Origin of the sequence: Nostoc sp. 106C, from assembly GCF_002154725.1 — a bacterium.
GTDB lineage: Bacteria > Cyanobacteriota > Cyanobacteriia > Cyanobacteriales > Nostocaceae > Aulosira.
Map to the genome: position 1 here is coordinate 98,756 of NZ_MTAW01000119.1, position 14,156 is coordinate 112,911.

Below are 14,156 nucleotides of genomic sequence, written 5' to 3' on the forward strand. Positions count from 1 at the left end.
GAGTCACGGCAATCTATTACCCAGCATTGGCAACAGAAGATTTCAAAGTATATTTAAGCTATGTTATCTATGTTGTATTTTTTCTGTTACTAGCTAAAGTTATTAATTAATTTCATACCTAAGATAGTAGGCGTTGTTGATATCGCTAAACCCAAATGCGGCTACACTTCATTAAGATGCTTTTAGGCAAAATAGTGAAACTATCTAATCATCAAAAGTTAGTAAAAGTCCAAATCAATAACGTAAATTCCCCAAAAACAGTCGCGATCGCTAGTAATTAACAGTCCTGCAATACCCAAAGTATTAAAAATTACAGCAATTATGGACTCAAAAAGCAAAATATTAAGCGACCATTTGAAGCTACCATTCCTTTTAGTAGCAAAATCTTTGAAATGTTTGCTTTGTTGTTGAACTTGACCTCAGCGAACTCTCCAAAGCAGTTATACCTTGGGAGAATCTTTGACATCATTAGCGATCGCGCCAATTAAATTCAACTTGCTCAAAATGTCTCTAGCTTGAATTAGTTCAGTTTGAGTAATCTGACCCATACGCCCTACCAACACAATCCCATTACATAAGGATGCCACGATTCTGGCATCAACTGTGTCCAAAATTGCCGGAGCATCTATTAGCACTAAATCGTAGGTTTGCTCAAACACCTCAATTAGCTCTTTCATCCGTGCCGAACTGAGTAGCTTGACTGTATCTTCTGGTGTAGGGCCAGCAGTTAACACGTCAATGTCTGGATGAATAGGTTGAATGTAATCTGCAACCGGGGTATTAGTTTCATCGACTAATAACAGAGATAAACCCCAGTCGTTGGAAAGTTCAAGGATGTTGTGCAGGCTAGGATGCTGCAAATTGGCATCAATCACTAGTACCCGGCGATGCATGTGAGCCGCGCTAGCCGCAAGTCCCAAAGTAATGGTAGTTTTTCCTTCACTTGCTAGTGTTGAAGTCAACATTAGCGATTTAAAAGGCAGAGGATACTTTAATATTTGAATGTTTTGGTAGACCATATCTAAATTTTCGTGATATGGCAACCTGGGGCTAGTTTCTACTCCTAAAGGACTTATTTTTTGCTGCTTATTCCAAGAAAGCCGAGAAAGGCGCTTCTTCAGACCACGTTCGGCAATATTTGGCACTGTTCCCAGTAATCGCAGGTTTGTCAGCCTTTGTAATTGTCGTGGCGAATAGATAACATCATGAAATAGTTCCCAAATCAAGGCTGCCACAATACCTAAAATCGGGCCAATAATTAATCCCCCAGCTAACAAGAATAATCTGCCACTACCTATATAGGTTCCCCGATCTGGTTCTTCTAATACTTGCCAATCAAATCCTCCCTGAGCAATTTTTAGCCCTAAAGACTGTTGCGCTTGGAGCAGTTGTTCCAGGGTTTTACGATTTGTTTCCACCTGTGGCAACAGACGATTGTACTCGGCTATGAGGCGAGGATATTTATTAAGTTCAGAGCGGAGTCGCTGTTCGGACTCAACTAAACTCTTTTCATTCGCAAGTAGCCCTAGGGAAGTTGTTTGTACTTCAATTACCTCTTCTACCAGTTTCAAGTCGACACCTACCATCTGCCCTTGGGTCAATAGCGGTTGCCGGGGATTTGGTGTAACTGTAATTTTATCTCCTAAAGATCTTCCTACCTCTTGCCGGAGTAGCGCCACTTGACTCTGGCGTTGCTGCTTGAGATTTTGGATTACTGGAGAATTATCTGTATACCGTAGCCGCTGCTGAGCCAGCTCTAGTTCAGTCTTTTGAATCTCATTCAGTAGCGTTTGGTAGCGTGTTGACTGACTCAAACGAGAAGAAACTATGGCGTTTTGGGATGAAGACGCCATTTTTTGCTCTAAGTTTGCTTGGCGAGCTCGTATATCTTGAAGTTGGGCGCGAGTAGTTTGTAACTGTTTTTGAATATCCGCCAAAGATTCTAGCAGAATTTTGCTTTGTACTTCTGGATCGAGTAAATTATGCTTGCTGCGGAATTCTTCTAAATTTTTTTCAGATTGGCTGACTTCTTTTTTGATTTCGGGTAAGCGAGCATTAACGAAAGAAAGTCCTTTATGTAAACGCTCGTTTTGTTGTTCTATGTTGTAGTTTTGATAAACAGTTTGTAGTGCTTGCAGTACCTTTTGTGCTTTAACTGGATCTTTATCTTTGAATGAAACCTCAAATACTTGGCTGGGTACTTTATTAATCCCCGTTCCACCTTCTATCTGCGTTACATCTAAAGGTGATTTTTGTCCCTTTTCTTTTTTTCCTTTGATATCTTCTAAACTAATATTTGGATAATTAGGACGCAGCACATCTACAGCTTTCTGGATTAACTTAGAACTCAGCATTAGTTTTAACTGAGCTGTATAGTCCACAACTTGAAAGTTAGGATCTGTAAAATCGCTGTCTGCACCTCCTTGAACATTATTTGAGCGTACTCCTTCATATAAGTTAGAACTTACCAGTATCTGCATCGAGCTTTGGTAAGTCGGTTTGGCAAAGATAGCCAACAGGGTTGCAACTGACATCACTGCACAGGAAATACCCAATATAAGATAACGTCTGTGAAACAGAATTGTAGTGAGTTGTTTGATGTCAACCGCGTTTTGTGGAGAGTTATTGAGCATTTGCCCTTGATTTAGACTAGTGTTAGTCACTATAAAATCCTCTAATCTTGAAATAATAAATCAGGAAGATTTTAAAAAAATCTTTTTGAGGTGAATTTTGATTAAACTATAGACGCCATTTTAGTCTAAAGGATTCCTCACGCAAAGAAATAAACAATTTTCAATGATTACACTGAGACTAATTATAATTGATGTTTTATATCTAACTAAAATAAAAACAATTTGATAAATCTCTTTTGCTGTAATTGATACCAAACATTCTATGTAAAAATCTGCATAGCTTGGCTAAAATATTATCAAGCAAATAAAAAGCAATTAGCTGGTTTTTAGTAAACGAAAATAACTCTTGACAAGTAGATTTCTAATTTTGCTTTTCAGTCTAAATATTAGACTCAAATGAAACTGAGTTTGCTGTGTAAATTTATCAGCCTTTGTATCTCGAATCATAAATTGTGGATGTTTAATAGGAAATTCCATTGCTTGCGCAGGATGATTGGCAAAGGGGCTGTAAATATCTTTCGTATTGTGAGCTTCGGTACTAAAGCCAATGTTAGAAACTAAGTTAATATTTGGCAGAATAGTTAAACCATTTTGTAGCCAAGATGTCAAAGTCCAGGGATAATCCCAAGTATCAATGTTGCCTTGATAGCAAGTTTGAAATATTTTTGTCCAGTAGCGAACAGCGGTTGAATCATCAAGTATATCTTGTAGCCAGTTACCATCTCTAATAGCTATCCAATGCTTCATTTCTAAATCATACTGTTGCCATGCTCTTCGCCAAGTTGCCCATCCCCAAATTAGTGGATAGCGAGAAAAGTAATAGCTATCTTCGGTACGTCGGCGACCAAACTGAAAATTATTACCGGAGATTGTCATGATGCGTTGGTCGTGGCGATACTTATCTAATAATTCCTCACAATATTTAAAAAATGTCGGATGTGGTAAACAATCATCTTCTAAAATAATTGCTTCTTCTACTTGCTGAAATACCCAGTTTAGTCCTGTTGCTATACGTATCTTAGTTCCTAAATTTTTATCAGAGTAGTTTTTTAATACTTTGCAATCCCAATCAAGTTGTTCAATAATTTTTCGAGTAGCAATACACTTGTGTACATCATCAGGGCGATGCGGACGAGGCCCATCAGCAATGACTAAGAGTTTGGGAGGTTGAATCTGACGAATGACCTCAAACACTTTTGCAGTGGTGTCTGGTTTATTAAAGATGATAAAAACAACAGCAGTTTTCATAATTTATGTTGTCACATAAAATACTTGTAGGATGAGCATTGCCTACCCTACTTGTAAACAATGAATTAACTGAAAAATTGCAGTTTTTTTTTGACTTGACTTTTAAGCTGGGATATCAGACTAAAACGAAACTGAGTTTGCTGTGTAAATTTGTCAGCCTGTGCATCACGAATTATAAACTGGGGATGTTTAATAGGAAATTCCATTGCTTGAGTTGGATGATTAGCAAAGGGGCTGTAAATATCTTTTGTATTGTGAGCTTCGGTACTAAAGCCAATGTTAGAAACTAAGTTAATATTTGGCAGAATAGTTAAACCATTTTGTAGCCAAGATGTCAAAGTCCAGGAAAAAGCCCAGGAATCAATATTGCCTAGATAACAATTTTGAAAAATTCTATGCCAGTAGCGAACAGCGGTTGAATCATCAAGTATATCTTGTAGCCAATTACCATCTCTAATAGCTATCCAATGCTTCATTTCTAAATCATACTGTTGCCATGCTCTTCGCCAAGTTGCCCATCCCCAAATTAGTGGATAGCGAGAAAAGTAATAGCTATCTTCGGTACGTCGGCGACCAAACTGAAAATTATTACCGGAGATTGTCATGATGCGTTGGTCGTGGCGATACTTATCTAATAATTCCTCACAATAGTCAAAAAATGTCGGATGCGGTAAACAATCATCTTCTAAAATAATTGCTTCTTCTACTTGCTGAAATACCCAATCAAGACCAGTTGCTATCCGCTGTTTACAGCCAAGATTGATATGAGAAGATTTTATAATTACTTGACAATTCCAATCAATTCTCTCCAAAATTTTATTGGCAGCAGCACACTTTTCGATATCTTCTGGATGGTGTGAACGAGGCCCATCAGCAATCACTAAAAGTTTGGGAGGTTTAACCTGACGAATTACCTCAAACACTTTTGCCGTAGTAGCTGGTTTATTAAAGATGATTAAGGCAACAGCCGTGTTCATAACTACATTTTCAAATCTATTTGATTCATGAGAACATGAGATTTTTTGAAATATGAGTTAAAAATATAGCAATCCGATTTGATTACTGAACTTAAACGTAGAGGTATAGGAGATAAAAAGTAGTTTTGAAGTTCCGCAGCAGCTTAATTGAATTTTCAATTAGAGCTAATTTGGCCTAACTGATACTGCATTTGGTGATATTGCCAGAATTTGCCACGCTGTTGCAAAAGTTCTTGGTATCCTCCCTGTTCTACGATGTGCCCTTGTTCTAGTACGATAATTTTGTCTGCTCTAAAAATAGTAGATAGCCGATGGGCGATCGCAATTACTGTTCTACCCACCGCTAGCTTTTCCAGTGAATCCTGAATCAAGCGTTCGGAAACGGAATCGAGGGCGCTGGTGGCTTCATCAAGAATCAAAATTTCTGGGTTGCGTAACAGGGCGCGGGCTATAGCAATGCGTTGGCGTTGTCCCCCAGATAAACGAACTCCGCGATCGCCTAGTTTTGTATTAAATCCTTGCGGTAACTCTAAAATAAATTCCAGCGCATTCGCCTGTATAGCAGCTTTCTCAATTTCTGCATCGTCCACTCCTTCTAAGCCATAGGCAATATTGTTGTGTACGGTTGTATTGAAAATAAACGTATCTTGACTGACTACCGCCATGCGCGATCGCAGTGATTTTAGCCGGAATTGCCGCAAGTCCATACCATCAACTAAAATCTTGCCTGCTGTCGGATCGTAAAAGCGCATCAGCAAGTCTGCTAGGGTAGTCTTACCTGAACCAGAAGCCCCCACCAATGCTACCATCTGATTGCGTTCGATGCTCAGCGTGATATCCTCTAATACTAACTTGCGATCGTCGTAGCTAAAATATACACATATAAATTCGAGCGATCGCTTTAATCCAGAAAACTCTAATTCCCCATTTTCCAGGTAAGTTTTATTATCAGTTCTTAACAGTTCTTGGACATTTTTTGTTGAACCGTAATAAGTAGCAATTAAGCCCCAAGAACTGTTCATATGGGCAATAATCGGTAACAGGCGAAACAGGGCAAACAGAAAAGCTAGCAACAAGACTACATGCAGTTTACCACTAGCTACGAGGGTAGTGACTGCCACTAGAATCATCGCAATTAAAATCGTTGTTGCAATCGCCTCAATTAATGGTTGAACAACTCCACTAATTGAATTCATTTTCATCCAAGCTTTGAAAACCTTCCCTGCGACTTTATAAAAACGTCTACGTTCAAAATCTTGAGTCCAGAATGCTTGTACAGTGCGCACGCCCCCAACATATTCTACAGCCGTAGATGCTAACTCACTGGCAGCAGTTGTCATTTCTACGCTAGCTGCGCGAACTCGCCGGATTAAATTTGACGCTCCTGCTGCTAGTAAGCTAAATAGAATGACTGTGGCTAAGGTCAATTGCCAAGAAATTACAAACATGGCAATAGTATATGCCAAAATAATGCAGCTTTTGCTAACAAAATTGATCGCTTCATTTAAAGCGTAGCTAATTTCACTCACTTCAGTTGAAAATGTGTGAAATAGTTCTCCAGAACGCTTTTGTGTGTAGTAACTTAAGCTGAGATTTTGAAACTGCTCAAAAATCTGTTTTCGCAGACTATCTATTAAACTTACTTCACAGTATTTTGCGCAATAACGTCCCAAGTAAGTAAAGATAGCACGCGCCCAAACGTTGATTAAAATCAACCCGGATATGCGATATATTCGCTCAGATACAGTAGCATTTGTCCCTAAAATCCAAATATCTAACCAACCGATACCAGTTTGTAGCGGTGGCTGGTTAGTATTGGTTAAACATTGTAATAAAAATGCCACCAAACCAATCCCAGTTGCCTCTAGAAACGCTCCTATCAAGGTGAGTACTACCGCTATAGTGGCAATTCCTTTCAATGGCTGAAACAATTTGATAATTAGATAGTTTTCCTGCCAAAATTTGGTTTTTAAGAGGATTCTGTGGATAAGTTTAGGCAGCACAATTTGCATAAATAATTTTAGGTTGCTGGTAGTACTGATTAAATCGGTCGCCTGATAGAAACAATATTTTTTTGCAACCTTCGAGGTATGACTGAGGTTAGTAACCGCAGAGAATTTTTTACTTTAGAATTCATCTCTAGCAGCCAGAGTACTAACTGCCATCTTTTTTGATAAGGTCTATATTTAGCAAAAAACTTCAAGGCTGAAACTATATGTACTAGCCGCAGGTAGTTAAATAGTGAACTGGTACTCGAGCGTTGATAAAGATGTAGTGCAGATGCTTCGGGTTGAAATAAAACTCTATAACCGTTTTGCCAAGCATCCAAACATAAACTTACATCTTCAAAGTATAAGAAAAAACGTTCATCAAATAAACCATACCGTGCAATGTACTCTCCTGATACCATCATAAAAGCTCCTATTGCCCAGTTGACCTCAACCGCTTTTTGAGGAGGAGGCATCTGATCGTAGTAGTAGTCAAAGGGATGTAATAAAGTTTGCAGCGTTTCACCTAATAACTGCTTGAGCAATAAGTAACTAAAGGTAGGAAATCTACGGATTGAAGGTTGTACTGAACGATCAAGATAAACTAGCTTGGGGCAAACGATCGCAATATCTCGATCTGAATTTAATGTGGTTGCTAACTTGGTAATTACCTCAGCCTTAAATGTGACATCTGGATTTACCAATACATACATTCTGCTGGGTGAAGCTGCAACTGCTCGATTATTACCTGTAGCGAAGCCCAAGTTTTGCTTACCTTTAATTCCAATAAACGTGTGGGGATATTTTCTGGTAAATTCATCAAGAATTTGAGGGCAAGTATCAATAGAGGCATTGTCATAAACTACAATTCTGCCTGTACGTGGATAGTATTGGTGAATTACAGTCAAGCATGACTCGATTGCACCTCTTAAAGTCTGAGCCGAGTTCCACGAAACAATAATAAAAGAAAGCTCGTTGATCAATGTCATTTATCTACACACCTTAATAAACACTCCTTTGTGTGTAAAGGCGATGACGCTGCCTTCTGCATCCAATTAACTAAATTTTGGATAAATTGATACCGACAATAATTTACGGTTTTACCTCCACGAAGTTAATTTGGAAACATCTTGGCAGTAAAATACAACGTTTAATTACTGAATTATTTTCTACCTATATATAGCTATATAGATAGCAATCCATGCTACACACTTAGGATATTCAAGCAACTTTGTCAACTAGTTATGTTAGATAATCACAATTTTCCTCATCGAAGTATTAATTTTATTCAACTGAGAATATCGAGATTAGAATAAAAGTCTTTACAGAGTCAACTCTTTCTACTGAATTTTACTATCTTCTCACTAATTTACTACTTTACAACCTCAGTAAAATCATATTTTTTTATACATTTTTTTGGTGATGATATTGTAGAAAATCCTGTTGACTAGCCGAAAAACTTCAGATCTAACTGTTAACATTAAATATTTTTATGTATTTTATTTTACAAAAAAATATTTATCTATCTAAATTTTTAGCCCACAAAGTAATACCAATCTAAAAAATAATTGCAACGACTGAATTCAGCAAACCCAGGCGCAGAAGGCGATTCCAAATCTCAAATCTCAAATTTAAAATCCAAACTTGTATAAGTAAAATCCAGCTTTTTGAGAAAATACACATAAGTACCCAGTTAATAAGTTAACTTTCCTGTATAATCAAAGTTATAATTCCGTAGGGAATTTATTTAGCAAGTAAAAAGAGTAGATTTAAAAAATTGCTTGCTGGAAGTTATATACCAATGAGGCTTGATTAATATACCTAAGGATCTCTGCGGTAATATAGCTAGAATTTTGAGTCAAGTTGTGTTAGATCAAGCAATGGAGTTAGTGAGATGCTCATTAATTGTTTTTATGTTTACTTTGAAGAAGCTATAGGTATTACTAATCATTTGTAAACAGTGGAAAGATATCTGCTGAGGCTGTTGAACATGTTTAAAATACTACAGAATATATAACCTTGCTTTACTAAGTCCAAATAGATTCTTTATTCCTTATGATAAGTATGAAATTAAGCAAGGTACACAGTATTTTAGCTAGCTTTGATTCAACTGATGCAGATATTCGGACGTCTATCCACCTGTGATTGGGATAGCAAAGTCTATGCAATTATCAGTTTTAGCAGATAGCCTTGTAAATGACCTGTATACATAGGTGATAAAAATATTACTGTGCAAAATATGGCTGATTCACACAAGTCAACATCTGCGACTGCTACACCTGACTTGGATAAGCAGTTATTTGGTAAGAACAAATTTTTAGCACAGGTGAATTGGGATTATCAAGCTACTAGCTTTAAAGAATACGCTACTCAATCTAGTGTCGGAAATACCAGCCTCGGCTACAAAGTCAAACTTCGTCAAGGACAACTGCTAGTCAGACAGGCTGATAAAATAGAAGAAATTCATCTGCTGTCGTATCGCAATGAGCAATTTTTGGCTGAGTGGTTGCAATACTCTCCAGCTGGTTTGGTACGTATAGATACAGCTTTTGGCGAGTTAAAGCTAAAAACTTGGGCAAACCTATGTAACCGTTTTGGGAAAAGAATATTCTTGCGGATACCACGATACCGACAACTACCTGAATACTTTAGCCCAATTCGCTGGTGCTTAAAGCGATCGCTTGACTGGGCGATCGCAGCGAGTTTATTAATTATACTGAGTCCGCTTTTTATCGTGCTGGCTGCCCTAATTCGCATCAGTTCAGCAGAACCAGTAATAACTAAGCAATGGTGCGTAGGCAAACGAGGCCAACTATTTTACCTTTACAACTTTCGCACTACAACCTGGGGGAGTTGGATGCTGAAATACAACTTAGATAAATTACCCCAGTTATTCAATGTCCTTCAAGGCAACATGAGTTTTGTGGGACGATACCGTCAGACTTTGTACGACGCTATCAATATTAGCCCACAACAGCAGTTATTAAATGCTTTGCCAGGTATTACAGGAGTATGGCAAGTAAAAAAACAATTTGGCTTATCGCTAGCAGATAAATTTAATGCAGAACAGCAGTACTTAAAACATTGGTCTTTGTGGCAAGATTTTAAAATTTTCTTAATCACAATTACCCAGCTATTTTGCCGGAAAGCCAACTCTTAATTACACCTCTGCGTCTCAGCGTGATAAAAAATTCTTTAAACTCACTAGAGTTTTTGCATCTCCTCAATACATTAGCCAGATGAAACTTATCAATGTAGTTCCAAGAGTTCTCCAAAACTTAGACAATCACCAATTTGGTAAATGTAATATCTGTGGTAAAAACACTGCTTTTCTTTGTATTGATGTTCAATCGATTCGCAATAATATGTATTGCCCCTTTTGCCGCAGTTCATCACGTAAAAGACACGTGGCTAAAATCATTATTCATGAAGTTATTAAAACTGTCTCTACAATAGCCGAGATTCCCCAAACACAAGCATTGAGTATTTATAATGCCGATATCGATGATGCATTTTATCAAGTATTACATCAACGCAACTTATATATCTGTTCTACATTTTCTCCTGAATTTAAACCTGGCTCAGAAATGCGTCCAAGAGTATTTTGCCAAGATTTAGAAAATTTGACTTTTGCAGATGAAACATTTGATATTGTCATTACCGAAGATATATTTGAACATGTCAGAAATCATCAACAGGGATTCAAGGAAGTACACCGCATTTTAAAACCGGGTAGTTATCATATTTTTACAGTTCCTTGTAACTTTGATAGAGAAACTATTGTTCGTGTTGATACTTCTGGGAAAGAAGATATTCATCTCCTACCGCCAGAATATCATGGAGACAAAATTCGCGGAAAGATTTTGGCATATCGAACATTTGGCATTGATATTTTTGATTTACTAAAAAATATCGGTTTTGTAACAAAAATAGATTTTTCTAATTATCTCGATAGGAAAAATGGCATATTTGATAGCTACGTTTTCTGCTCCAAAAAGGTGTAATTTAAATGAAATCTCTACTTCTTAGTACTTTTGATATCACTGGCGGCGCGGCGCGTGCAGCGTTTCGTCTTCACCAAGGACTAAGAAAAATAAATATAGATTCCCAAATGCTAGTACAGTATAAGACTAGCAGCGATCGCACAGTAATTGGTGCGCAAAACAAGCCAGAGAAATGGCTTAATCAGATGCGACCAACTTTAGATAACTTACCACTAAATTTGTATGCAAATGATACCATTGGGAAATTTTCTCCCCAATGGTTCCCTGATTTAATTCAATCTAAAATAAAACGACTATCTCTAGATATTATTAATATCCACTGGGCTTGCGGTTATCTACAAATTGAGACTGTTGCTAAGTTTACTCAGCCATTGGTTTGGACATTGCATGATATGTGGATGTTTACAGGTGGCTGCTATTATAGTTTGGATTGCGATCGCTACCTCAAATCCTGTGGTGCTTGTGTACAACTTCAAAGTCAAAAACAGCAGGATTTATCGCGGTGGATCTGGCAACGCAAAGCTAAAGCATGGAAGCAGATGAATTGTACAATTGTCACACCAAGTATTTGGTTGGCTGATTGTGCTAAAAAAAGTTCTCTGTTGCAAAACTTTCGTATTGAAGTTATCCCCAACGGCTTAGATATTCAAAGATACAAACCGATAGATAGAAAAATAGCAAGGGAATGGCTAAATCTCCCCCAAGATAAGCAACTACTAATATTTGGTGCCGCCTCAACCAATCATCCCAGAAAAGGTTTCCACTACTTATTATCGGCAATAGAAAGTTTACACAAAGCTGGATATCAAGACAAGATTGAATTAGTTGTTTTTGGTTCATCCCCACCCAACGAACAGAAAAATTTAGGCTTTAAGTTACATTACTTAGGCAACCTCAACGATGATATAACCTTGGCGCTAGTGTATGCAGCTGGAGATATTTTTGTCGCCCCATCCGTGCAAGATAACTTGCCAAATACTGTTATGGAAGCGCTAAGTTGCGGTACTCCCTGTGTCGCCTTCAACATTGGCGGAATGCCCGATATGATTGAACACCAGCAAAATGGCTACCTTGCTCAACCTTTTGAAGTAGAAAGCTTTGCACATGGCATTGCTTGGATTTTAGCAGATAGTGATCGCCTACAACGCCTCAGACAACGTGCCCGTGAAAAAGCCGAACAAGAATTCTCACAAGATTTGCAAGCACGACGCTACTCTCATTTGTTTAGTGAGATGCTTAGTAAGTAACACTTACAACGATACCAATATTCAACTCTGCATCTAAAATCAAATCCTAGAGAGGATATCTTGAATATCAACACCAACATAACCAAGACAGAAACCAACTATTTTTTCTACAGCTTAATTTTTTATAGCATAGTAGTTTTATATCTTATTCCCTATGAACTAAAACTGCCATACGCAAAAGTTTGTCTACCTTTACTGACAATTATTTTAATTCTCCAACTCTGTTATTACAGAAGTAAATTACTAATTGTTGATATTTTAGCTGTATGTCTTGTTCTAGTAGTAACGTTCTTGAATTTTTCTACATATCAGCTATTTCGATATAGTTTACCCATTTGTCTAATTGCCATCTGTTTTAGTGGTAGCCCTCAAATTCATATCAAACGCAGCTATTTAGTTGGCTTATGTTGGTGCGCTACTGTAGCGATGATTTACCAAATGATATTTTATAGACGTTTAGAGTTTGATGGTAGCCAAAGAATCGCTTTAAGTAATGGCGATCCTAATGTCTCCGGCTTATTTATGCTGATTTTCTTCTTTTTATGTATAAAAATTAAATTTAAACCAGGTATAATTTTAGCTTTGGTATCTACAGTTTTATTCGCCAGCCGTAATTATTTTATCAGTTTATGCATCTTCTTTATTTTAACTTCTTTAGAAAAACCATTATTTAGAATAGTCAATAAAATTAATATCTCTATTATCTTTATCCTAGGTAATCTATTTGGTTTGCTTGTAGGAGAGTTTTTTTTAAACAGAGTCGAAGTTGGATTTGCTTACGATACAAGTATAAATCGCTTATTTTCTTTCAACGACCAATCCAATTTATTTAGATTTGAAGCAAATCGGTTTTTAATTAATTCTTATGCTAACAATTTAGATTTAGCATTAAAAGGCTACGGTGAAAACTACGAATCTGTATTCAGACCAATTGGTGCGATTATCCATAACTCATTTTTAGAAGTAATGGCCTATACTGGTATTCCTCTGGGAATCCTTTACTTTTTCATCTTTTTAAGAATAGTTAGCGGCTACTGCACTCAAGAAAATTTTAAGTTTATTTTTTCCTATCTATTTTTCTGTTTATTCCTACACACTGGACTGCAAGGAATTGCTCCATTGCTTTTTATTAGTATTTTAGCCATGTCTATTGATAATGAGAAACAAAATAGAATAGCATTATTCAATAGGCTTGGATATTAAGATGAAAATCACTGTCATCACTCCCAGTTTTAATTCGGAAAGAACTATTGAAAAAACAATACTGAGCGTGATTTCTCAAAAAAATAATTCATCGATAGAATATATCATAATTGATGGCGGTTCTACAGATAGCACCTGTGAAATCATCAAAAGATATTTAAACCTAATAGATTTATTTATTTCTGAGCCTGACGCCGGACCTTATGATGCCATGAATAAAGGAGTTAGCCGTTCCACAGGAGACATTATCGGGATTATTAACTCTGATGATTGGTATTATGAAGGTACAATTAAAATAATAGAAACAGAATTTAGTAAAAAACCAGATATTGATATCATTTATGCACCTGTAGATAACTATTTCTCTGGAAAGTATATTGCTACCTTTCTTCCAGGTAATTTAAATAAATTACCAATTAGATTTACACTAAATCATCCTAGCTGCTTTATTAAAAAAACAGCTTATAACTTAGTAGGATTATATGACTTACAATATAAAATTACAGCAGATTATGATTTAATTTTGCGTTTATATTTGTCTAATCTCAAGTTTCATTTTGTTAATTCTCCTCTGGCTGCTTATTCGCTAAATGGAATGAGTTCCTCTACTAAACCTTGGGATAGAGCCAGATTAATTAGAGAATCTTGGTTAGTGAGTAACAAAGCATATTTACACTTGGGTAGAGAATTACAATCACAAAGGATACAAGCTTATATAATATGGATATTTCATGAGATATTTGCAATTCCAGCCAGATATTTTCTCAAACCACCCTTAGCAAGAAAAGCGAAAAAATTTATTAATAGATATATTAAAAGCCCTATTTCCGATGATTACGGTAAATGGTAGTTAATT

The 14,156-nt window shown here is 36.8% G+C and carries 10 protein-coding genes; 5 read left to right on the forward strand and 5 right to left on the reverse strand.

The window, feature by feature from the left end:
* Positions 1-440: 440 nt before the first annotated feature.
* The 5 genes from BV375_RS16795 to BV375_RS16815 all read right to left on the reverse strand — a co-directional run bounded on the left by BV375_RS16795 (position 441) and on the right by BV375_RS16815 (position 7,835).
* Positions 441-2,663 (reverse strand): polysaccharide biosynthesis tyrosine autokinase, encoded by a 2,223-nt coding sequence (locus BV375_RS16795; protein WP_243713962.1) that lies wholly within the window; start codon positions 2,661-2,663, stop codon positions 441-443.
* Positions 2,664-2,948: 285 nt separating this feature from the next.
* Positions 2,949-3,881, reverse strand: a complete 933-nt coding sequence (locus BV375_RS16800) for a hemolytic protein HlpA-like protein (protein ID WP_086762410.1) — start codon at positions 3,879-3,881, stop codon at positions 2,949-2,951.
* Between the two features lie 65 nt (positions 3,882-3,946).
* The gene (locus tag BV375_RS16805) at positions 3,947-4,858 is read right to left on the reverse strand and encodes a hemolytic protein HlpA-like protein (RefSeq protein ID WP_086762412.1); all 912 of its coding nucleotides are present in this window, start codon (positions 4,856-4,858) and stop codon (positions 3,947-3,949) included.
* A 155-nt stretch (positions 4,859-5,013) separates the two neighbouring features.
* Positions 5,014-6,870, reverse strand: coding sequence for a heterocyst formation ABC transporter subunit HepA (hepA, locus tag BV375_RS16810; protein ID WP_086762414.1), 1,857 nt, complete (start codon positions 6,868-6,870; stop codon positions 5,014-5,016).
* Between the two features lie 29 nt (positions 6,871-6,899).
* On the reverse strand, positions 6,900-7,835 hold the full coding sequence (locus tag BV375_RS16815) for a glycosyltransferase family 2 protein (RefSeq protein WP_086762415.1): 936 nt from the start codon (positions 7,833-7,835) through the stop codon (positions 6,900-6,902).
* A 1,250-nt stretch (positions 7,836-9,085) separates the two neighbouring features.
* Between BV375_RS16815 and hepC the strand changes: the two genes are divergently transcribed.
* The 5 genes from hepC (at position 9,086) to BV375_RS16840 (ending at position 14,150) form a co-directional block, all read left to right on the forward strand.
* Entirely contained in the window at positions 9,086-10,006 is a 921-nt protein-coding gene (gene hepC / locus BV375_RS16820; RefSeq protein WP_086762417.1) for a heterocyst development glycosyltransferase HepC, read from the forward strand.
* Positions 10,007-10,253: 247 nt separating this feature from the next.
* Positions 10,254-10,850 (forward strand): class I SAM-dependent methyltransferase, encoded by a 597-nt coding sequence (locus BV375_RS16825; protein ID WP_243713963.1) that lies wholly within the window; start codon positions 10,254-10,256, stop codon positions 10,848-10,850.
* A gap of 5 nt (positions 10,851-10,855) precedes the next feature.
* The gene (locus BV375_RS16830) at positions 10,856-12,097 is read left to right on the forward strand and encodes a glycosyltransferase family 4 protein (RefSeq protein WP_086762421.1); all 1,242 of its coding nucleotides are present in this window, start codon (positions 10,856-10,858) and stop codon (positions 12,095-12,097) included.
* 291 nt (positions 12,098-12,388) lie between these two features.
* Positions 12,389-13,300 (forward strand): hypothetical protein, encoded by a 912-nt coding sequence (locus BV375_RS16835; RefSeq protein ID WP_208099139.1) that lies wholly within the window; start codon positions 12,389-12,391, stop codon positions 13,298-13,300.
* 1 nt (position 13,301) lies between these two features.
* Positions 13,302-14,150, forward strand: a complete 849-nt coding sequence (locus BV375_RS16840) for a glycosyltransferase family 2 protein (protein ID WP_086762425.1) — start codon at positions 13,302-13,304, stop codon at positions 14,148-14,150.
* Positions 14,151-14,156: the final 6 nt, after the last annotated feature.